Raw genomic sequence first — 19926 nt, forward strand, 5'->3', positions numbered from 1 at the left:
TTGCGCGCTCTTCGTATGAGAGCAGCGCATGAGCGACAAATTCAAACTTCTGATAGGGACAGCAAAAGGCTTGATGCGATATCAGAGGCGGCCTGAGAGCATCACCTCTTCGGCCTCTTCGAAGCTCATGTCGAAGATCTTCTTGCCGATCTCGAAGCTGAAGCCGTTGCGGGCGAAGGCGGAGAGCTCCTTTGCCTTTCGTTTTTCATCAAGCTCGACGCGGCGGAACGGGCCGAAGGCGCGTTTGCGGGCGAATATCGCCGCGGCATAGAGATCGTCAGCCTCTTCGAGTGCTGCCTCCACCTTGTCGCTAGAGACGCCTTTGACCGCAAGCTTCTGGGCAATGGCGCGCTTCGACTTGCCGCTGCGCACGGCGGAACGCGTGCTGATTTCAGCATAGGCGCTATCGTCGATCGCCTTGTTGTCATAGGCAAATTTGACGGCGAAATCGGCGACAGCCTTGATCTGCGCTGCGCTGATGTCCTCGAATTTCTCCTTCGCCTTGCGGGTGATGGCGTCAAAGAGCTGCTTTTCCGTCATCATGCGCCGCTCGAGACGATAGATGGTCGAGTTGCGTGCCCAGCTCAGCATGCGGGGCGTCGGGATATCGGATGGAACGGTCTCGTCGGTCATCAGGAGGAGATCAGACTTCCAGACCCTTGAGCACATTGGCGACATTGAGGCCGATCTCCGGCACTCCGTAGCCGCCCTCCATGCAGGTGACGACCGGCAGGCCGGCGGCTGAGATCAGCTCGCCCATGCGAATGAAGTCCTCCGATTTCAGCTTGAAGAAAGAGATCGGATCGCGCTCGAACGTATCGACGCCAAGCGCCACGACGATAGCTTCCGCACCGAAGGCCTTGATGCGGAAAAGCGCATCGGCAAGAGCTGCCGACCAGGTATCGAAACTGGTGCCGGGCGCCATCGGGTAATTGCGGTTGGCGCCCTCGCCCTGCCCTTCGCCGGCTTCATCGGCATGACCGAGGAAATAGGGAAAGGCGTGGATGGGATCACCATGCAGCGAGGCGGTGAAGACATCACTGCGACGATAGAAGAGATCCTGCGTGCCATTGCCATGATGGAAATCGACATCAAGCACGGCAACCTTCCTGGCGCCATGATCCAGCAGACGCTGGGCCGCCACGCCGGAATTATTGATGAAGCAATAGCCGCCGAAGAGATCGATGCCCGCGTGATGGCCCGGCGGGCGGCAGAGCGCGAAGGCGAAGCGGTGGCCGGCATTCAGCCAGTCCGAACCTGTCATCGCGCAGCGCATGGAGGCAACAGCCGCCTCATAAGAGCCCTTGGTGATGGATGTGTCGGCGGCATTCGCATAATGGCCGATCGCGCCGACGATGTTTTCCGGTATGCGCTGGCTAGTGCGGCGGATGGGGAAGGAATTGGCGATCGCCTCGCCCTTATATCCTGCCGCCACCCAGCGATCCCACACTGTCGCCAGGAACTCCAGATAGGCCGGATCATGCACCTTGCGCGCCGTTTCGAGACCGTGCGGTTCGGGGGCGACGACATCCGAAAAGCCCGCCTCCCTCACCGCGGCGAGAATCCATTCCGCCCGGAACGGCGCCTCGAAAGGCGTCACGAGCTGGCCATCATGCAGCTCCGTCTTCGCATCACGCAGCTTGTGGTCTTCGGAATAGATGACGCGCACGAGTGTCCTCCGCAAATCAGTCTGTCAGACTCAAGCCTTACACAGGCCCGTCTAAAGAAAAAAGCGCTGAACACGCCTTGATCGCCACTGCAGATGACGCCACGTTCAACCCGATTTCAGAATGCGTCCCTTTTCCTCAAGAGATTAAGCCCGATGAAAATCCTGATGGTCGATGTCGATGGCGTGCTGGTTCACGGACGGCCGGCGGATGGTCTGCCGCTCTTCACTTATCTCGAGCGCGACCTAGGTCTGCCTGCGCCGTTGCTTCAACAGGAATTCTTCAAGCCTTACTGGGTCGGCATCGTCACCGGCCAGGAGCCGATCGAACCCCGCCTGACGGAGGTTCTCGGCCGGATCGCACCGCATCTTAACGCCCAGACCTTGCTCGACTACTGGTTCGAAAACGACTCCCGCCTCGACCGGCAGCTGCTCGACGATCTCGCCCGCCTAAAGGACAAGGGCACGCTTCTTTACCTCGCCACTAACCAGGAACACCAGCGCGCGGCTTACCTGCGTGACGTGCTGGGGCTCGGCGCGCTTTTCGACGGCATGTTCTATTCTGCCGCACTTGGCGCGCGAAAGCCTTTCAGCGATTTCTTCCGGCTTGCGACGCAAGACGTTGGCGCTGCCCCTGATGACATCGGCTTCATCGACGATGTCGAGGAGAATATCGTGGCGGCCAAGGATTTCGGCTGGAAGGCTCTGCATTGGACGCCGGCTTCAAGACTGGCCGACGCGATAGACACCTTTACACAACGCGATCAGGCCACGCGCTTGTAAAAGAAGGTGGTGGCGCACAGGCCACCTTCAGGCCAGAGCGCATAATCGGGAATGACGCCGACCCGCTCCCAGCCGAGACGTGGGTAGATGGCTTCAGCATCGCTGCCGGTTGCCGTGTCGAGGACGAGAATCGTCTTGCCGCGACGGGCCGCTTCCCGTTCGGCCATGTCCATCAGCAGGCGCGCCAAACCATGGCCGCGAGCGGAGCGGTGAACAAGCAGCTTCTTCAGATCGCCGCGGTGCGGCTGGTTCGGCATCTGCGAAGCGCCGACCTGGACGGTGCCGATTATTTTGTCATCCATTTCGGCGCCGAAGAGCAGAGTGGCGCCATCGGCCACGGCTTCGGCGACGCCGCGCCAATAGGGTTCAGCATCCGCAGGTGTATAGGGCTGCATGAAACCGACCGAGGCGCCGCCATTGACGCAATCGGCAAGCACGTCGCAGAGGTCGGGAATCGCCGCGTGTGCCTCGGCGGCGGAGAGAAGGCGGATGGTCGGCATGATAGGTCCCCTGTAAATGAGCGTGTGAATTAACGGTCGCCGCGGTCCAGCACGACACAATAGCGTGCCGGCGCGTGACCCGGATTGTGAAAGACATGGCCGTCGCCGACCGGCATGAAGAGACAGTCGCCCGGCTTGAGGCGATGGACGGTCTCGCCGACGGTCATTTCCAACTCACCATCGAAGAGCCAGACGTGCTGTGTCATGCCGCGGCTGGCGGCATGCGGCGGGAAGCTGACCCGTGCGCCAGCCGGAAATTCGACATCAACGATATCGACATCCGAGGCTGTGCCCGGCGGCGAGACGGCGCGGCGCATATAGCCGGTTTCCGGATCGCGCCAGATCTGCTGGTCCTGACGACGCGAGAGCGGCGACGCTTCCTGCCCTTCATCGGCAAAAAACTCTGAAAGCGACAGGCCGAGCGCGGCGCAGACCCTCGCCAACAGCGAGGCCGTTGGGCTCGCTTCTGCGCGCTCGATCCGGGAGATCATCGCGCGGCTCACGCCGGAAGCAGTAGCGAGATCATCCAGTGTCAGCCCCTTTTTCGTCCGCAGCGTGCGAATGCGGAGGCCGATTGCCTGCTCGAGTTCCTGTTCCATTATCCGAATCCGAATTTCCACTATAAGAGAAATAGAGGATCCGATGATGGAATCAAGTCCCCGCGAGCCGCCTTGCTTTCACCATCGCGCCGTCGATATATGGCAGCGGCATTCACGAGCGGAGAGCAGCATGGACGGAACCACGCAAGGCACTGAGACGGCGGCAAGCTTCACGACATCCGCCTGGGACCGGATTAAGCCCATCATGGCCGAGATCGAGCGATTGCCGCTGCTGGAACGTCTCTCTGACGGTACGCTGCCGGCGGAGGTTTTCCGCCATTACATCCTGCAGGATGCGATCTACCTGAAGCACTATGCCCGCTGCCTTGCGATCGTCGCGGCCAAGGCGCCCGACAATGCGCAGGTGCTGCGCTTTCTCGGGTCGGCGCAGAAGGCGATCACCGTCGAGCAGGGTCTGCATGCGGGTTTCCTGACGCAGTTCGGGATTTCGAGCGCGGATGTGACGGCGGCAGAGCCCTCGCCCTCGTGCTTTGCCTATACGAATTTCCTGTTGGCGACGGCCTATCACAGCTCCTATGCGGTGGCACTTTCGGCGATCCTGCCCTGCTTCTGGATCTATTGGCATGTCGGGGAAGGCATCAAGAGCAGGCCGGCGATCGAGGGCAATGTGTTCCAGGCCTGGATCAACACCTATGGCGATCCGCAATTTGCAGCCGGCGCGCGCGAAGTGATCGCGCTGACTGACATTGCCGCCCGCGCCGCCTCGCCGGTGGAGCACCAGCAGATGATGGAGGTTTTCGTGCGCGCCTCCCAATATGAATGGATGTTCTGGGATTCGGCCTGGCGGCTGGAGACCTGGCCGGTCTGAGCCACACGCCACAGTCTGCAAAATAGGGTAAACCCCGGTATAATTACCGCTTTGCGGGCGATCTGCGCGCTGCTATATGGCGCGCATGAGCACCAATTCGACGACTCCGCTATCCCATATCCGCAACTTCTCGATCGTGGCCCACATCGACCACGGCAAATCGACGCTTGCTGACCGCCTGATCCAGACGACGGGCGGCCTCGCCGAGCGCGAAATGTCCGAGCAGGTGCTCGACAACATGGATATCGAGCGCGAGCGCGGCATCACCATCAAGGCACAGACCGTGCGCCTGCACTACCAGGCGAATAACGGCGAGAAATACATTCTCAACCTCATCGACACACCCGGCCACGTCGACTTCGCCTATGAAGTCTCTCGTTCGTTGTCGGCCTGCGAGGGTTCGCTGCTTGTCGTCGACGCCTCGCAGGGCGTGGAGGCGCAGACGCTCGCCAACGTCTACCAGGCGATCGACAACAACCATGAGATCGTAACCGTTCTCAACAAGATCGACCTGCCGGCCGCCGAACCCGACCGCATCAAGGAACAGATCGAGGAAGTGATCGGCATCGATGCGTCGGAAGCCGTGCTGATCTCGGCCAAGACCGGCCTCGGCATTCCCGATGTGCTGGAAGCGATCGTCCACAAGCTGCCGGCGCCGAAGAGCCCGGGCGGCGAAAAGGCGCCGCTGAAGGCGCTGCTCGTCGACAGCTGGTACGATACCTATCTCGGCGTCATGGTTCTGGTGCGCGTCATCGACGGTGTGCTGACCAAGGGCCAGACCGTGCGAATGATGGGCACGGATGCGAAATACCAGGTGGAGCGCGTCGGCGTGCTGACACCGAAGATGGTCAATGTCGACAGCCTCGGCCCCGGCGAAATCGGCTTCATCACCGCTTCGATCAAGGAAGTGGCCGATACCCGCGTCGGCGATACAATCACCGAGGACAAGCGGCCGACGGCTGAAGCGCTGCCGGGCTTCAAGCCGGCGCAGCCAGTGGTGTTCTGCGGTCTCTTCCCGGTCGACGCGGCCGATTTCGAGGATCTGCGCGCCGCCATGGGCAAGCTTCGCCTCAACGACGCTTCCTTCTCCTTCGAAATGGAATCGTCTGCTGCCCTCGGCTTCGGTTTCCGTTGCGGCTTCCTTGGCCTTCTGCATCTCGAAATCATCCAGGAACGGCTGGAGCGCGAGTTCGATCTCGACCTCATCGCAACCGCACCGTCCGTCGTCTACAAGATGTACATGACCGACGGCACGGAGCGCGAGCTGCACAACCCGGCCGACATGCCCGATGTCGTCAAGATCTCGGAAATCCACGAACCGTGGATCCGCGCGACGATCCTGACGCCGGACGATTATCTCGGCGGCATCCTGAAGCTCTGTCAGGACCGGCGCGGCATCCAGATCGAGCTCACCTATGTCGGTACGCGCGCGATGCTGACCTACGACCTGCCGCTCAACGAAGTCGTCTTCGATTTCTATGACCGGCTGAAATCAATCTCGAAGGGCTATGCCTCCTTCGACTACACGCTCACCGACCATCGCGAGGGCAACCTCGTGAAGATGTCGATTCTCGTTAACGGCGAGCCGGTCGACGCTCTGTCGATGATGGTGCACCGGACGGCCGCCGAAAAGCGCGGCCGCGACATGTGCGAGAAGCTCAAGGAGCTGATCCCGAAGCACATGTTCAAGATCCCGATCCAAGCCGCGATCGGCGGCAACGTGATTGCCCGCGAGACGATCTCGGCACTGCGCAAGGACGTGACCGCAAAATGCTACGGCGGCGACGCTACCCGCAAGCGCAAGCTGCTCGACAAGCAGAAGGCCGGCAAAAAGCGGATGCGCCAGTTCGGCAAGGTGGAAATCCCGCAGGAAGCATTTATTGCTGCGCTGAAGATGGGCGACGAGTAGGTTAAGCTATCCGGATTCAGCCCAAAATATGAACGAAAGGCTGGCCATCGAGCCAGCCTTTTGCGTCTTAAAGCCCGGCCACCCAGCGGTGCCATTCGTCCTCGCTGCCGCGGAAGACATTGAGGTCGATGCGGCCTTCGACACCATGCGACAGGCCCGAACCGGAATATTGCCAGAAGAGCCATTTGCGGTTCGGATAGACCTTCGAAGGATGCTCGGCGACTGCTCGCAGCCAGAAATGATAGTTCTGGAAGGCGCCTTCGAGATTGTCCGCGTAGAAATCCGGGGCCGTATAGATGATCGGGCGCTTACCGTAATGGCGCTCGATCTTTTCCATGAAGACCTGCATTTTTTCCAGGACACGGGCGCGCGAAAGCTTCACCTTGCAGCTCGATTCGCCGTTCCACTCCACGTCAATGACAGGCGGCAGCGCATCCGGATCACGCGGGACGTTACGGATGAACCAGTCAGCCTGTTCACCGGCCGTGCGGCACCAGTAGAAGAAGTGATAGGCGCCGCGCTTGATGCCGGCTTCCTTGGCGCGCCGCCAATTGGTCTTGAACATCGGGTCCAGATGGTCGCCGCCATCGGTCGCCTTGATGAAGGCGAAGTTGGCGCCGCGGGTCCTCAGTGTCTCCCAATCGATGTCCCCTTGCCAGCGCGAGACGTCGACGCCGTGGACGGCGAGCTTGCGCGGAGAGATCTTGCCGAAGTTGATCGGCTTGGCATCGCGGAAACCGTAGCCATAGACGCGCGAGCGGCCGCGCGTCGGCGGTTCGATGGCAGGTGCTGCCGCCATGGCAAATTCGACGGGGCGTTCGCTCGGAACCGGCATACCCGGCTGCGATGTGGCTGAAGGCGTCACTGCCGAGAAGGCGCGGGACTCCGGCACGGGCGCTTCCCAGGCGAGGCTTGCCTGCGGCATTGCATCGTCCGTTTCAGTTGCAGCGAGTGTTGCCTGCGGCACAGGTGCCGGCGGCGGGGTAACGGAAGCGGTGATTTCCTTCGAAGGCTTCGAAGTGACGCCGGCTGAAAGACTTTCCGGACCGGAAGCCGACGAGCAGCCCGCCAGAGCGAGGCAGGCAACGAGGATCGCTGGGATAGCCGTGGAACGCATGAGCACCGTTACGCAAAACAAGAACCAGGGCGCTTCTGCCATTCTGCGAAGACACCAATCCGGAATAGCTAACGGAAAATTATCAAAAAAGACTGAATCCGAACTTTCGGTCCGCTGATTCGGCAGCGGGCACATTGCAGCGCCTTTTGCGAGCGTCTAGATCCCTCAGATAAAAGGAGATTCCCATGACCGAGAAAGCCCGTGTGACGATCCTCTACTGCACCCAGTGCAACTGGCTGCTACGCGCCGCCTGGATGGCGCAGGAACTGCTGCAGACGTTTACAGACAGCCTTGGCGAGGTGGCGCTCATTCCCGGCACCGGCGGCAATTTCGAAATCCGCGTCAACGGCGATCTGATCTGGGAGCGCAAGCGCGACGGCGGTTTTCCGGGGCCGAAGGAACTCAAGCAGCGCGTGCGGGACATCATCGAGCCCGACCGCGACCTCGGCCATACCGACCGCGCTTCGCTGGAGAGCTGACGCTCAATTATAGGGCGAGTTGCAGGTCTTGTAGATGCCTTCATAGGTCAGGAAGCGATCGGTGCGCGGATTGTAGGACCGGTATTCGTTCCGGCACCATTGCTGATGGCGGGCCTGATTATCTGCCGAAGGCTGCACGCGTGGTGCCTGCGGCGGATCGTAGGTCAGCCGCGGCGGCAATTGTCCGGGCGGCTGGTAATATTTTGGACCGGCGGCATTCGGCGGGCGATAGTTCGGCTGCACGTAGGCTGGGCGATGCCACTGCTGCGGACCGAAGCCGAAGCAGCCACGATAATCGCAGATCGTCGACTGCGTATTGATAGGCCCAAGCGACGGCGAGGCGGCATTGGCCCCGGCCAACGGCACTGCGGCAAGAAAACCGGCAAGAAGAGCGGGGCGAAGGTCGAACATGGCGCGTTCCTTTCCAATATCCCCTTATATAGGGCGGAGAAACAGGCCATGCCATCCACTGAGCCGTGGCGTGCGACCACAGCTTCGTGAAGCTTTTTCACAGGCTGTCAGGAAAACTTTAAAAACCCTGTTGACAGCAAAGAGCGACCCCCGTACATGGCTCTCCGTCGCCCAGATGGCGGAATTGGTAGACGCGCCAGCTTCAGGTGCTGGTACCCGAAAGGGTGTGGAGGTTCGAGTCCTCTTCTGGGCACCATTCCCATTGATCTTTAATGAGATCAAACAGATACAGGTTCTTCCTGTTATCTGTGCCCACCGTTGTGGTGGTCGTTTTCTGCGTCTTTATTCACCGACAATAATTTGATCTCGAGCGACGCTTGGCACTGCCACATAAATGCCGATATGCCGCATTCTGATGGAATCATGCGCATTCAAGTTTACATCATCGCGTTTCTTCTCAGCGCCATCATGTGGGGCGTGACGTTCGATGCTGCGCGCAATGCTTATCGCGCCGCGCATACGGCTGGTTTGATGCCCAATCTGCACATCCAGCATAAGATCGACCGGATTCTTTAAGCGCCTCGATCCTGGCGAACGTCACTGCCGCTCGGCATCGTCACCATTTGCTTCCAACTCACCGACGAGAGCGCTGAAGCAGGTCGCGAACGCCTCTTCCAAAGTCACCTTGTGCGACCAGCCGGGAAGAACCGGACCATCCGTGTAGGAGTCCATGACCTCCCCTTGATTGTAGGATCTTGCGCCCCAGGAGATGTTCAGCATTCTGCCGCTTTCCTCTTCGATCACCGCCATAAGCTCCCGGAGCGTAAACTTCCGGCCGGAAACGAGGAAATACTCATCGGTGCGCTCCGCCATATCTGACAAAATGCGCCTGGCCGTAAGCCACATATCCAGTTCCGCATCGACGAGAAGATCGTGTCCCAGCAGGTGGGGTAGGTGGCGGGAGGTAGCAAAGCCGATTGCCCGCGCGCTTTTCATAGCGCTGTAGCGGGTAATTGGGTTTGCGGGCGGCCATCAGTGTTTTCCGATAGGGTTGGGTTGTTGAAGACCAACCTGACGGAAAGACCACCGATGACCAATGGCATGATGAACGTACGGTCGCTGATGCCATGCTTGCGACACAGCTCCTTGGCTCCCATCCCGGCCTGGTGTTCTTTCAGGATAACTATGATTGCTCTTCGCTGAATCGGCTCTTTCGCATTGTCTGTCTCCTCGTTCGAGGAACAGGCTAACGTCAACCGCGGACTTTTTCAGGGGAGCGGGTCAAAGCCCACCCCCTTGGAGAGAAAAGCGTCCCGATGGCCGGACTAGTTCACCAACAATTTAGGAAGATTTAACCATAAATTGTTAAAAAAATTTCAAGATAAACTAGAGCGAAACAAACCTGACATGACATCCGCAAGCGAGCAGATTGAACAGTTGAACGTGCAGAAGGAAATCCGCCGAAAGGCCTTTTCTGAAGGCATGAAACTGCGCCCGCAAACCCGGGTTCGGTTAAGCGAGGGGATTTTTAGCAAGGCCGAGAAGACCGACCAGATCTCGTTGGTGAACCTGAAGGCCATCGAACAGTTCGAGCCCGACACTATCTACATACTGAACAACAATGATATCGCTCAGGCTGGGCAGAAATACGTGGGCATGTTTGTCAACGAGCCGCGTGCCCATGTCTGCATCTGGGATTTCGACAATCATCATGACGTTGCGGCGTCCCTGAATTTTGCGGCTCTGTCCGACTTTTACGTGCCGTGCCATCCGCACCACAATGAGACTTACGCGCAGGTGACCAAGGCGATGGGAAGCCCCGTGAGTGCAGCGGTCATCCAGTGGTCACGCGCCTATCTCAGCGAATATCGCGATCGCCTACTGGCTGCCACGCGTGATCCGGAACCCCTTGGGCGGCATATCCTCTATCCGCAATTCCCCGAGCGCAATGCGCTGCTCCAGAGGCTGAACACGCATTTCAAACACGTCGGTCCGGCGGGGCGGACGTATCATGACCGCACAGAGCTGGACCGGTTGGACGAATGGGCGGCCCATATGAGCCATTGGATCATCCCGGTTCGCGGCGATCTGCCGATCCGTGTCTTTGATGCGCTGATCACCGGGGGGGTGCCGATCCTTCCGGCCAGCCTGAGAGACCTTCCAGCCCTGGCCTCTTTGCAGGAGCATCTGTTCTACTTCGAGCCGAGCGATGTGGAGGCCCCGCAGGCCATCGTGGAGGCAGCGAATGCACATTTCCGCATGCAGGGCGAGGCCGGTGTACTCGCGCGTCACGAGGCGGCCATGGCAGCCGGCCATCTGGACACGCGCGTTCAGGAAATCCTCACGCAGATCTACCGACACCTCAATCCGGCCAATTGATCGCGACCGGGGCGCCCTCTGCTGCTGCGGAGCGTTCGATGGCATCCAGGTTGCGCAGCACGTCCTCTGCCGCGTCTAGCGGGGAGGGGTTGTCGCGCACGCCACGGATCAACTCGACAAAGGCGCGCAGTTCGCGGGTTAGAGGCAGCTCTGGATCATAGCTAAGGGCGACACTGTTGCCGTCGCGTATGAACGTGACTTTCTGCGCGGCTTTGTCATCAAAGATGAGGCGTCCCTTGGTGCCCGTGGCCGTGATCCGAAAGGCTGGATCAGGCGATAGCCAGCTAGCCTCAAGGTCGAAAGGTCGCCCTTCGTAGGACAATTGCGCAGCCACGCGAAGCGAGCGCGCTCCGCCTTCAAGTGATCGGGCCGTGGCGCGCTCTGCCGGAGCGCCGAAGATCCGTACTGCCAGCGAGAGCGGATGTGGCAACCAATCCCAGATCACGGACGTATCGTCGCGCGGCTTGCCATTGGCGCAGAGCGAAGTTGCCGATTGGATCGGGCCGATCTCTGGCAAGGCCGCACAAAAGGCCTCTGCGGCCGGGTTGAACCGGTGCAGGTGCCCCGCAAAGACGGGGCCGCCCGCTGCACCAGCCGCCGCCTTGAGGCGCAAGAAGTCCTTGAGGCATGTGGCCAGAGGTTTTTCAATAAAGCACGGCACCCCCGCCTCTACGAAGGGGAGGGCCGAGGACACGTGGTCTTTGCTCCTGTTGGCGATGATGACGCCATCAACAGAAGCGCCGGGGCCGGTGAGCGGCACCCAGCGCACTTCGGGCAGGCTGTCCAGAGTGGCGCCAATGATGCGCGCCCAGGCACCCCGCCCGATGAGACCCAGTGTTACCACGTATCGTTATCCGGCCTTTTTGAGCGTCGCTTCGGGCTCGAAATCGATATAGTTCTGCTCATGGCGAGCCCAGTCGATGAAGCGCGCCAGACCATCTTCGACATCCACCTCAGAGGTATAGCCAAAGGTTTCCCGCGCCTTGGTGATATCCGGGCAGCGACGGTTGGGTTCTCCCGCCGGATAGGTGTCCGGATAGTCGATTCTGGTGAAGGAGGCGCCCGGCAGCAGCTTGGGATACATCTCCGCCAGCTTGATCATTGAGATTTCGTTGTCCGGGTTGCCGATGTTGTAGGCCTCGCCGCGCTTGCCCTCGAGCAGCGTCATCAGGAAGCCGTAAATGGCGTCGGTGATGTAGCAGAAGGTGCGCGTTTGCAGGCCGGTGCCATGGACCGGGATCGTACGGCCATTGAGCGCCTGATAGGTGAACATAGGGATCACGCGGCGGTCGTTGTGGCCCATGCCGGGACCAAAGACGTTGAACGGGCGCACGATCTTTGCCGGCACGCCGTGGTGCTCGTTATAGATCGTGCAGAGCGTCTCGCCCAGGCGTTTGGATTCGTCGTAGCAGGCGCGCGGCCCAACAGTCGAAACGTTGCCGTGGTAGTCTTCCTTGATCGGCACCGCGCGCGGGTCAGGATCGCCGTAGATCTCGGAGGAACTGAAGAACAGGAAGCCCTCGAGGTTCTTGTTGCGTGAAGCCAGATCCAAGAGGTTGCGGGTGCCATGCACCGCGCTCTCGATGGTCTCGAGCGGATAGCGCATATAGAAAACGGGTGAGGCGATGCCCGCAGCTTGGATGATGAAGTCGATATCTTCGCGCACGGGCAGCGGATGGGTCACATCGGCCCAGACCTGCATGATGTTGGGATCGCGCACGATGCTTTCATCGAGGTTCTTGGTGCCGGTGATGTAGTTATCCACCGAGATGACCGAGCAGGGCTTGTCCAGCACATCGTTATTCAGCTTCTGAAACACCTTGAGGAAGTGCTTCCCAAGGAAACCCGCACCCCCTGCCAGCAGGACAGTCTTTCCGGAAAACCGATGGGCATCAGCACCGAGGCGCTCGACAATACGTTGAATTTCTTTCGACATTTCTTTCCCCATTCCAGTGATCAGGAAGCTTTGAGCTCAACAAGCGGAATTGGCATGTAGTAGTCATACGCATTGCCAGTCTTTTTCCGAATGTCATCGATGTATTCGTAGGCGAAGACCACCAGCACTTCGGGCTGATAGGTCTCAAGTTCAGAGGCAGCCACAACCGGAATATGCGCGCCGGGCGAGGTGCGCCCCTGTTTCAGCGGGCTGTCATCAATCGTGAACGGCAGCAGTTCGCTGTCGATGCCACCAAAGTTGGTGATGGTCGAAAGCCGGGCAGGCGCGCCGTAGCCTGCCACCTTGATGCCCTCTTCCCGCCAGCGTTTCAGGCCAGCGACCAGCTTGTCGGTCAGATCGCGGCAGCGCTGGCCAAAATCTGTCAGTGCCACAGTGTTCAGCACCTTCAGCTCGGTCGCAATTAGCTCCTCCAACTCCGGGGCCTCGGTGCCGGCCGCGTCGCGCATCAATGTGAACCGAAGGGAGCCGCCGTGCTGGGCCACAGGCTCAACCCCGGTGATCACCATGCCGTGCTTGCCGAACAGCTCCTTCATCGACGAGATCGAGTAGTAGAAGATCCGGTCGAGGTAGAATCGCTCGAACTGCACCTGGCTGATCATGTTAAGGATATACTCGACTTCGATCACCAGCTTGCCGTCTTTGGCCAGCAGGATGTCCGCTGCGCGGATGAACTGAGCTGGTGCGTCGAGATGCGTGAAGACGCTGCTAGCGACGATCACATCCGCCGGGCCGTGGCTGTCCAGCACCTGCCGTGCCGAGGTTTCCTCGAAGAAGGCGCAGAGCGTTTCCAGCCCCTCGTCATTGGCGAGCTTGGAGACATTGACCGAAGGTTCGACCCCCAGTGCCCGAACTCCGAGACCTTTGAGTGGACGCAGCAACACGCCATCGTTGGAGCCCACATCGACGACGAATTTCGCCTCCTTCAGCTCCTCGGCGAGGGCTTCAAAATGGCGGACCAGGCCCCCATTGACCGAACTCAGGTAATAATAATCCTCGAACATGAGGGATCGCGGGACCATCTCGCCAAGTTGAACATTCTTGCAGGTCTCGCAAAAGAACACCTCGAGCGGGAAGAACTTCTCCTCCTGAAAATCACTCGGCTTTGGATATTTGTTCGCGAGGGGCTGGCGCCCCAAATCCAGAAACTTGTTCAAAATCTGCCCATGACACAGAGAACAACACTTTGACATTGGGAATCCTTGATCATTGGCTTTGTTAAACCACACCGAAGTCTTCAGCTTGAGGCGTAGAACGACAAAATGTTTCTAGAGATTTAAGCTTGTGGGAGGCTTTCGAGCGCCCCATCCAACTCTCGCAATATTTGCGCCTCGCTCGGAACACTCTGGGACAGAGATCCGCGCAGCCAGGAACGGTCATTGAGATAGTTGGCCATGAAGCCCTGCTTCGTGATTGCGAAGCTTGCCGGCGACAGGATGGCTTTCGTGGCAAGAAGGAAGCGATACAGGCCCATGAATACGTTCGCCCAATCCTCCTGGGCGCCGTCGCTGGTCATATCCGCGGCGAAGTAATTCAAGGGATAGTCGAAGAACATCGCCCTGTTCTTCTCGAGCGCCAGCAGGAAAGGCACGGCATAGAGATGCAGCGTGTTTCGGAAGGCAGCAAGCTTCCCGAGATTTTCGATGATGAAGCTGCTCCGGTACAGAAGGCCGACATGTCGGGGAACGTGGCCGAGGAAGTGCCTGCGAAACGCTTCCGGCTCGTCCATCAGCTTGGGATTGGTATAGAATGGCGGCGACAGCGTATATGTCAGCTCGGTCGCGAGCATGTCTGCCGATCTGTATTCGCAATGATTGAACAGAACGACATCGTGCTGCTGCCTGGCAGCGAGTTCCAGCAGATCGAGCGGATTCACCTGACCGCAGCTGAAAACGTCGCCATCGCCTATGCTGAAGATGAAGTCGTAGTTCCGAGCATGGTCGGCGTAAAAGTGAAACAGGTTGTCGTCGAAGCCGGACCCCTTGTTGGTTACATAGAGATCACAAAGCGGCTCGAGAATGTGTCTGGCGGCGTTGTCGAGTTCGGAGTCCGTCACCGCTGTCTCGAAGACGGCGGAGCCGGTATATTTGCTTCGCAGATCCATGATTTGGGAAAGCAGGCGTACCAGCTGGATATCGCGCCTATACGTTGTTATCAGGAGGCATATTTTCATGGTGTTAAGCTTTCCCGGGTGTTGTCCTAGTCAACTCGACTGGTTCTTTTGGTCCAGGCCTGCGTCAGTTCGCTGGTTCCGCACCACTCAATTGTCGCGCGTATTCAGGAAACTTTGATAGGTTTGCTTGAGACCGGTCATCAGCGGACGGGCATTGTTCCAGCCGAGTTCACGCAGACGGCGAAGATCGGCAAGTTTACGCGGCATCCCATCCGGCCGCGTGGTGTCGAAAGTGAGCGAACCATCGAAGCCGATCGTCTTGCTCACGAGGCGGGCAAGCTCGGCAATCGACAATTCCTCACCTGAACCGATATTGATCGGCACCGGACCGGAATAATTGCGCAGCAGGAAGATGACGGCCTCGGCAAGATCATCCACGTGCAGGAATTCCCGCAACGGAGTACCGCTGCCCCAGATCGTCAGGGATTGCGCACCATTCACCTTGGCCTCATGGGCCTTGCGGATCAGGGCTGGCAGCACATGGCTTGTTTCCAGGTCGTAATTGTCGCCGGGACCGTAGAGATTGGTGGGCTGAGCCGATATGAAATCGCGTCCCTGCTCCTGGCGATAAGCCTGGCAAAGCTTGATGCCGGCAATCTTGGCAATGGCATACCACTCGTTGGTCTTTTCGAGCGGACCGGTCAGCAGCGCTTCCTCGCGGATCGGCTGTTCGGCGTCTCGCGGATAGATGCAGGTGGAGCCGAGCAGCAGAAGCTTGCTCACGTCGGCGCGCGCGGCTGCTTCGATGATGTTGGCCTCAATCATGAGGTTGTCATAGAGAAAGGCGACCGGCGAGGCGCTGTTGGCGGCAATGCCGCCCACCCGTGCTGCCGCCACGATGACGACATCCGGCTTGTTGTCCATCACCCAACGCCGCGTCGCGGCCTGATCGGTGAGATCGACCTCACTGCGAGGTGCGGTCAGCACCTCGCAACTCAGCTGCGAGAGCACCCGGACCAGGGCCGAGCCGGCCATGCCGCGATGACCGGCGACCCAGATCCGTTTTCCCTCAATCTGAAAAACAGGGTTCATCCGTCAGTCCTTGTCTCGCTGATGAACCGAGTTTGCAGCATGTTCCCGGATATCGGAATTGACCATTTCCACGATCATTTCCTCAAGCGTCGTTGTGGCGCGCCATCCGAGTTCTCTCTCGGCCTTGCTGGGATCGCCAAGCAGGAGGTCGACCTCCGTCGGACGGAAATAGCGCGGATCGACTTCGATCAGGCAGCGATCGGTGCCGCGGATGTAACCGCGCTCATCCACGCCCTTACCGTGCCATTCTATATCCATGCCTGCGACCCGGAAAGCCGTATCCACAAACTCGCGCACGCTGACGGTACGCCCAGTCGCCAGCACGTAGTCATCCGGCTTATCCTGCTGCAATATCCGCCACATGCCCTCGACATAGTCACGGGCATGGCCCCAGTCACGCATGGAATCCAGATTGCCGAGATAGAGGCGATCCTGGTCGCCGGCGGCAATGGCAGCCACGGCGCGGGTGATCTTGCGGGTCACGAAGGTTTCACCGCGACGCGGGCTCTCGTGGTTGAAGAGAATGCCGTTCGAGGCGTGGATTCCGTAGGATTCGCGGTAGTTGACCGTGATCCAGTATGCGTAGAGCTTGGCGACACCATAGGGCGAACGCGGGTAGAAGGGAGTTGTCTCCTTCTGAGGCGTCTCCACCACCTTGCCGTAGAGCTCGGAGGTCGAGGCCTGATAGAAACGCGTCTTGTCCATGCGCAGGATACGCAGGGCTTCCAGGATGCGCAGCGTACCCATGCCGTCGGCGTTAGCCGTATATTCAGGCGTCTCGAAGCTCACATGGACGTGAGACTGGGCGGCCAGGTTATAGATCTCGTCCGGCTGCACTTCCTGAATCAGGCGGATCAGGTTGGTGGAATCGGTCATGTCGCCATAGTGCATCGTGAAGCGGCGATCGACCTCATGCACGTCTTCATAGAGGTGATCGACGCGCGCCGAGTTGAAACTCGATGATCGGCGCTTGATGCCGTGGACCTGATAACCCTTGGAGAGCAGCAGCTCCGCAAGATAGGAACCGTCCTGTCCGGTTACGCCCGTGATCAGAGCGCGCTTTGGAGCCGTATTCGTCATGTGTCTTCGCTCTTAGCAGGGGCGGGCAACAGAGGCGAAGGCGTCGGCCACGCGCGCAATGTCCGCTTCATTCAGATTATGGTGGTTCGGCAGATAGATGCCGTAGTCATGCACCTTGTCGGCGTTCGGAAGGACAAGCCGCGGATGGTCGCGGAGCCAGAAGGGATGGCGCGCGATGTTGCCGCAGATCAACGGCCGGCATTCAATGTCGAGCGCATTGATGTGCTTGTAGGTTTCCAGCCGGTTCTCGATGAAGGTGCCGTAGGCGAAGGACGACAGAACCTCCGTATCACCCGACTGGGAGAAGAAGTCCGGCAACGCCTTGCGGTAGAGGTCGAAATTGATGCGGCGGCGTTCGACGATCTGGTCAAGCTTCTTGAGCTGCGACCGGCCGAGGAATGCCTGGAGGTCGGTGGAGCGCAAGTTATAGCCGGCATGGTAGAAGGTGTAGAGATTCTTGAACTCATCGACGCCGTTCTGCTCCGCCAGAGATTGGCGCAGTTCGGGCTTGAGATCGCGGCTCCAGCCGTGCGAACGCAGAGAAAGCATCAGCTGATGCAGGTCGGCATCGTCGGTGACGACCATGCCACCCTCGATCGTCGAGATGTGGTGGCCGTAATAGAAGGAGAAACTGCCAGCAGCGCCGATCGCGCCCAGCTTGCGACCCTTGTAGGTCGAACCGAGGGCCTCGCAGGCATCTTCCAGCAGGATGACATCATAGCGCTGGCAAATATCGCGGATGGCATCCATGTCGCCGGCATGGCCGAGAACGTGGACGATGATCAGCAGTGCCGGCGGATCCGTGCGGCAAAGGTCTTCCAGATGATTGAGGTCGATGCCCAGCGACTTCGAATCGCAATCGCAGAGGCGTACATCGAAGCCGAGCTGGAGCAGTGGTGAAACCGTGGTGACCCAGCTGACGCCGGCAGCGATCGCCTTGTTATTGCGCAGGCGGCCTGCTTCCTTGAGCGCGGCGATCATCAACAGGTTCGCCGACGACCCGGAGTTGACATAAACCGCGTGGCGGCAGTCCATCCAGGCAGCGAATTCCTGCTCGAAGGCGAGCGTCTGCTCAGCCTTGGTCAGGCGGTTGCCTGCAAGCATCCACTCGGAGAGGGCCTCGAGTTCACCCTGATCGATGGTTTCCTCTGCAAGGCGGATTGGACGATCTTGAGTAACTAAGCGGATTGGACGCCCTACAGTCATTACGATGCCTCCCTGATACGCACAGCGCGCATCACTTTCATTTCGAGATAGTGGCGGGTTACTTCTGCATAAGCGGCGCGCAACCGTGCGGTCTTCTCGCCGGATGCAAAGGCGTCGATGGTGATAGACCCCTCGTGAAAGCGGAAGAAAGCGAGCGGTTCACGGACGTAGCCGACCGCTGGATAGCGCAGCATCGAAAGCAATGAGACGAAAGCATCCGGGCCGACGCCGCGATATTCGTTTATCTGAAGCGGCAACCGACCCGGATAAAGTGCATCGATGAGGATCTGTCGGCGATAGAGCGCCGCGCCGGGCGAGATCAGCGAGCCGAGAATCTGTCTTTCGATGGCATCGACCGGATAGGTGCCGGTTGCGGGCAGCCAGTCCATAAACTGGCGAAGCTTGATGGGCAGGCCAGGACCATCCGTCACGTCAGCGCCGCTGAAGGCGAAGCCGGTTTCCGGCGTGATGACCGCAAGGCACGCCTCGATGAAGGTTGGCGCGATCCAGTCGTCGTCATATTGCAGGTGAACGAATTCACCGCTGGCGTGCAACGCGCCTTCCAGCCAGCAGAAATGCGGCCCGAAATCGCGCTCGCGGCGGATGTAGAGGATGCGGTCACCGTAAGCCTCGGCAACTTTCGGCGTATCGTCGGTGGAGCCGTGGTCGACGACGATAACCTCGCACGCTTTCGTTTGGTTCAAGGCGCTGTCAATAGCGACAGGCAGCATTCCGGCTCTGTTAAAGGTCGGAATGACAATGGAAACAGTCTCAGACATCAGAGTCTCCTAGTAATTGTCTAAGCCTTGAGATATCGGCGACCAGGGTGTCGGAGCCGCCGGTCGCCCTGATATCGAGGAGCCGGGGGCTGAAACTCTGCACGAAATCGCGAATGGTTGTGCCACGCCCGGAGCCGACATTGACCGGCCCCGTCGCGGAAGAAAGGGCAAGGCGTACGACCAGTTCTGCGGCATCTTCTGCCGGCAGAAAATCCCTGACACTGTCACCGCCCGGAAGCGTGAAGGGTTGGCTCAGGTCCTCTTCTGCCAGCCGACGCTCGATGGATGGTCGAAGGAACGAGCCAGTTTGCGCTGGGTCATGAATCGAGAAAACACGCGCCGCACAAAAGGTGCGGCCGGATGCCTCGCAAATGTCGGACGCAACGCTCTCGGCCACCCATTTTGTCCGTCCGTAGAAAGAGGGTGGCGCCTTTTCGGCGTCCTCGGTTATCGGCAGATGGGACGGCGCATAGATATGGCTCGATGAGCAGTAGAGGAACGTGGCCGGGTGCCCCTCGAGCGCCGAGAGAAGATTGATCGTGCCGCCGACATTCACGGCATAGGCGCGGGCCGGGTCTGCCTTAACTGATGCCACCGGCACCAGGGCCGCCAGATGAACAACCTTATCGATCGGCTGCAGGGCAGCGATTGCCGCTCGGGTCGCATCCAGATTCGTCAGGTCCGCCTTGTTGGCGATCACATCTGCGCTTGGCGCAAACTGAGCGAAATGCCTGATAACATGCCTACCCAGGATGCCGCCCGCCCCGGTTATCAGGAAACGCATGGACGCCCCTCTCGATGGCCCGCGCAGCACCCTGCAGAGACCCTTCGGCTGGCAGAGGTCAGATCGCGCTTCTGCTGCATCCAATTTCCTTATTTCCCGTCGCCGCGCGTTCTTCGCGACACAACGAACACGTTCAAATGCCGATTTCAGATGACCGGGCGGCCGCCCCCAGGATTTCTAACCACGGCAATTGACGCGAATGCCCGGCTCATGCCATCTCCTTCGTGGTTAACACCAATGCCGCCT

General features: G+C 59.4%; 22 protein-coding genes, 1 tRNA gene and 1 pseudogene. 7 read left to right on the forward strand and 17 right to left on the reverse strand.

Annotated elements, in window-relative coordinates:
• Positions 1-81 precede the first annotated feature (81 nt).
• A complete protein-coding gene (gene recX / locus J2X71_RS04990; RefSeq protein ID WP_310379669.1) occupies positions 82-633 on the reverse strand; it encodes a recombination regulator RecX in 552 nt (183 codons plus the stop codon).
• Positions 634-643: 10 nt separating this feature from the next.
• The gene (locus tag J2X71_RS04995; RefSeq protein WP_310379671.1) at positions 644-1669 is read right to left on the reverse strand and encodes a histone deacetylase family protein; all 1026 of its coding nucleotides are present in this window, start codon (positions 1667-1669) and stop codon (positions 644-646) included.
• Between the two features lie 153 nt (positions 1670-1822).
• Between J2X71_RS04995 and J2X71_RS05000 the strand changes: the two genes are divergently transcribed.
• Positions 1823-2449, forward strand: coding sequence for an HAD-IA family hydrolase (locus J2X71_RS05000; protein WP_310379673.1), 627 nt, complete (start codon positions 1823-1825; stop codon positions 2447-2449).
• Here J2X71_RS05000 and J2X71_RS05005 read toward each other — a convergent pair.
• Together J2X71_RS05005 and J2X71_RS05010 are read right to left on the reverse strand one after the other, a co-directional pair.
• Positions 2431-2949 carry a GNAT family N-acetyltransferase gene (locus tag J2X71_RS05005; protein WP_310379675.1) on the reverse strand — a complete coding sequence of 173 codons (519 nt, stop codon included), beginning with the start codon at positions 2947-2949 and terminating at the stop codon, positions 2431-2433. The two genes, J2X71_RS05000 and J2X71_RS05005, sit on opposite strands and share 19 nt — an antisense overlap.
• A 29-nt stretch (positions 2950-2978) precedes the next feature.
• Positions 2979-3548 (reverse strand): XRE family transcriptional regulator, encoded by a 570-nt coding sequence (locus J2X71_RS05010; RefSeq protein WP_310379677.1) that lies wholly within the window; start codon positions 3546-3548, stop codon positions 2979-2981.
• A 130-nt stretch (positions 3549-3678) separates the two neighbouring features.
• Here J2X71_RS05010 and tenA point away from each other — a divergent pair, with 130 nt between their 5' ends.
• Positions 3679-4377, forward strand: coding sequence for a thiaminase II (gene tenA, locus J2X71_RS05015; RefSeq protein WP_310379679.1), 699 nt, complete (start codon positions 3679-3681; stop codon positions 4375-4377).
• Positions 4378-4453: 76 nt separating this feature from the next.
• Entirely contained in the window at positions 4454-6286 is a 1833-nt protein-coding gene (lepA, locus tag J2X71_RS05020) for a translation elongation factor 4 (protein WP_037100640.1), read from the forward strand.
• A 67-nt stretch (positions 6287-6353) separates the two neighbouring features.
• On the opposite strand, the gene J2X71_RS05025 is transcribed toward lepA, so the two are convergent.
• Entirely contained in the window at positions 6354-7403 is a 1050-nt protein-coding gene (locus J2X71_RS05025) for a GH25 family lysozyme (RefSeq protein ID WP_310380077.1), read from the reverse strand.
• A 185-nt stretch (positions 7404-7588) separates the two neighbouring features.
• Between J2X71_RS05025 and J2X71_RS05030 the strand changes: the two genes are divergently transcribed.
• The gene (locus J2X71_RS05030) at positions 7589-7882 is read left to right on the forward strand and encodes a SelT/SelW/SelH family protein (RefSeq protein ID WP_007813273.1); all 294 of its coding nucleotides are present in this window, start codon (positions 7589-7591) and stop codon (positions 7880-7882) included.
• A gap of 3 nt (positions 7883-7885) precedes the next feature.
• On the opposite strand, the gene J2X71_RS05035 is transcribed toward J2X71_RS05030, so the two are convergent.
• Complete coding sequence (locus tag J2X71_RS05035) at positions 7886-8293, reverse strand: BA14K family protein (protein ID WP_310379684.1); 408 nt, start codon at positions 8291-8293, stop codon at positions 7886-7888.
• A gap of 169 nt (positions 8294-8462) precedes the next feature.
• On the opposite strand from J2X71_RS05035, the gene J2X71_RS05040 reads away from it, so the two are divergent.
• Positions 8463-8549, forward strand: a tRNA-Leu gene (locus J2X71_RS05040).
• A gap of 146 nt (positions 8550-8695) precedes the next feature.
• Positions 8696-8869, forward strand: coding sequence for a hypothetical protein (locus tag J2X71_RS05045; protein ID WP_310379686.1), 174 nt, complete (start codon positions 8696-8698; stop codon positions 8867-8869).
• Between the two features lie 21 nt (positions 8870-8890).
• Here the strand turns inward: J2X71_RS05045 and J2X71_RS05050 are convergent, their stop codons facing one another.
• Both J2X71_RS05050 and J2X71_RS05055 read right to left on the reverse strand, forming a co-directional pair.
• A complete protein-coding gene (locus J2X71_RS05050) occupies positions 8891-9289 on the reverse strand; it encodes a hypothetical protein (protein WP_310379688.1) in 399 nt (132 codons plus the stop codon).
• Between the two features lie 110 nt (positions 9290-9399).
• Positions 9400-9512: pseudogene (locus J2X71_RS05055) on the reverse strand (transposase); the annotation flags it as partial.
• A 143-nt stretch (positions 9513-9655) separates the two neighbouring features.
• Between J2X71_RS05055 and J2X71_RS05060 the strand changes: the two are divergent.
• Positions 9656-10672, forward strand: a complete 1017-nt coding sequence (locus J2X71_RS05060) for a hypothetical protein (protein ID WP_310379690.1) — start codon at positions 9656-9658, stop codon at positions 10670-10672.
• Here J2X71_RS05060 and J2X71_RS05065 read toward each other — a convergent pair.
• The 9 genes from J2X71_RS05065 to J2X71_RS05105 all read right to left on the reverse strand — a co-directional run bounded on the left by J2X71_RS05065 (position 10656) and on the right by J2X71_RS05105 (position 19680).
• Positions 10656-11516, reverse strand: coding sequence for a Gfo/Idh/MocA family oxidoreductase (locus J2X71_RS05065; RefSeq protein WP_310379691.1), 861 nt, complete (start codon positions 11514-11516; stop codon positions 10656-10658). The two genes, J2X71_RS05060 and J2X71_RS05065, sit on opposite strands and share 17 nt — an antisense overlap.
• A 6-nt stretch (positions 11517-11522) precedes the next feature.
• Complete coding sequence (locus tag J2X71_RS05070; RefSeq protein WP_310379693.1) at positions 11523-12608, reverse strand: NAD-dependent epimerase/dehydratase family protein; 1086 nt, start codon at positions 12606-12608, stop codon at positions 11523-11525.
• A gap of 20 nt (positions 12609-12628) precedes the next feature.
• A complete protein-coding gene (locus J2X71_RS05075; RefSeq protein ID WP_310380079.1) occupies positions 12629-13819 on the reverse strand; it encodes a class I SAM-dependent methyltransferase in 1191 nt (396 codons plus the stop codon).
• Positions 13820-13902: 83 nt separating this feature from the next.
• On the reverse strand, positions 13903-14682 hold the full coding sequence (locus J2X71_RS05080) for a hypothetical protein (RefSeq protein ID WP_310379695.1): 780 nt from the start codon (positions 14680-14682) through the stop codon (positions 13903-13905).
• Positions 14683-14886: 204 nt separating this feature from the next.
• Entirely contained in the window at positions 14887-15831 is a 945-nt protein-coding gene (locus tag J2X71_RS05085; RefSeq protein WP_310379698.1) for a GDP-L-fucose synthase, read from the reverse strand.
• A gap of 3 nt (positions 15832-15834) precedes the next feature.
• Complete coding sequence (gmd, locus tag J2X71_RS05090) at positions 15835-16911, reverse strand: GDP-mannose 4,6-dehydratase (protein WP_310379700.1); 1077 nt, start codon at positions 16909-16911, stop codon at positions 15835-15837.
• A 12-nt stretch (positions 16912-16923) separates the two neighbouring features.
• Complete coding sequence (locus J2X71_RS05095; protein ID WP_310379702.1) at positions 16924-18117, reverse strand: DegT/DnrJ/EryC1/StrS family aminotransferase; 1194 nt, start codon at positions 18115-18117, stop codon at positions 16924-16926.
• A complete protein-coding gene (locus J2X71_RS05100) occupies positions 18117-18896 on the reverse strand; it encodes a glycosyltransferase family 2 protein (RefSeq protein ID WP_310379704.1) in 780 nt (259 codons plus the stop codon). The genes J2X71_RS05095 and J2X71_RS05100 overlap by 1 nt, the downstream gene beginning before the upstream one ends.
• Positions 18889-19680, reverse strand: a complete 792-nt coding sequence (locus J2X71_RS05105; protein ID WP_310380081.1) for an NAD(P)-dependent oxidoreductase — start codon at positions 19678-19680, stop codon at positions 18889-18891. The genes J2X71_RS05100 and J2X71_RS05105 overlap by 8 nt, the downstream gene beginning before the upstream one ends.
• Positions 19681-19926: the final 246 nt, after the last annotated feature.

Origin of the sequence: Rhizobium sp. 1399, from assembly GCF_031455475.1 — a bacterium.
Taxonomy (GTDB): Bacteria; Pseudomonadota; Alphaproteobacteria; order Rhizobiales; family Rhizobiaceae; genus Rhizobium.

Coding starts and splice junctions, on each gene's coding strand:
- J2X71_RS05000 (WP_310379673.1), top strand. CDS start 1,823: ATGAAAATCCTGATGGTCGATGTCGATGGCGTGCTGGTTCACGGACGG.
- lepA (WP_037100640.1), top strand. CDS start 4,454: ATGGCGCGCATGAGCACCAATTCGACGACTCCGCTATCCCATATCCGC.
- J2X71_RS05100 (WP_310379704.1), bottom strand. CDS start 18,896: ATGTCTGAGACTGTTTCCATTGTCATTCCGACCTTTAACAGAGCCGGA.
- J2X71_RS05095 (WP_310379702.1), bottom strand. CDS start 18,117: ATGACTGTAGGGCGTCCAATCCGCTTAGTTACTCAAGATCGTCCAATC.
- J2X71_RS05085 (WP_310379698.1), bottom strand. CDS start 15,831: ATGAACCCTGTTTTTCAGATTGAGGGAAAACGGATCTGGGTCGCCGGT.
- J2X71_RS05050 (WP_310379688.1), bottom strand. CDS start 9,289: ATGAAAAGCGCGCGGGCAATCGGCTTTGCTACCTCCCGCCACCTACCC.
- gmd (WP_310379700.1), bottom strand. CDS start 16,911: ATGACGAATACGGCTCCAAAGCGCGCTCTGATCACGGGCGTAACCGGA.
- J2X71_RS05010 (WP_310379677.1), bottom strand. CDS start 3,548: ATGGAACAGGAACTCGAGCAGGCAATCGGCCTCCGCATTCGCACGCTG.
- J2X71_RS05025 (WP_310380077.1), bottom strand. CDS start 7,403: ATGCGTTCCACGGCTATCCCAGCGATCCTCGTTGCCTGCCTCGCTCTG.
- J2X71_RS05045 (WP_310379686.1), top strand. CDS start 8,696: ATGCCGCATTCTGATGGAATCATGCGCATTCAAGTTTACATCATCGCG.
- J2X71_RS05030 (WP_007813273.1), top strand. CDS start 7,589: ATGACCGAGAAAGCCCGTGTGACGATCCTCTACTGCACCCAGTGCAAC.
- J2X71_RS05105 (WP_310380081.1), bottom strand. CDS start 19,680: ATGCGTTTCCTGATAACCGGGGCGGGCGGCATCCTGGGTAGGCATGTT.
- tenA (WP_310379679.1), top strand. CDS start 3,679: ATGGACGGAACCACGCAAGGCACTGAGACGGCGGCAAGCTTCACGACA.
- J2X71_RS05075 (WP_310380079.1), bottom strand. CDS start 13,819: ATGTCAAAGTGTTGTTCTCTGTGTCATGGGCAGATTTTGAACAAGTTT.
- J2X71_RS05005 (WP_310379675.1), bottom strand. CDS start 2,949: ATGCCGACCATCCGCCTTCTCTCCGCCGCCGAGGCACACGCGGCGATT.
- J2X71_RS05035 (WP_310379684.1), bottom strand. CDS start 8,293: ATGTTCGACCTTCGCCCCGCTCTTCTTGCCGGTTTTCTTGCCGCAGTG.
- recX (WP_310379669.1), bottom strand. CDS start 633: ATGACCGACGAGACCGTTCCATCCGATATCCCGACGCCCCGCATGCTG.
- J2X71_RS05070 (WP_310379693.1), bottom strand. CDS start 12,608: ATGTCGAAAGAAATTCAACGTATTGTCGAGCGCCTCGGTGCTGATGCC.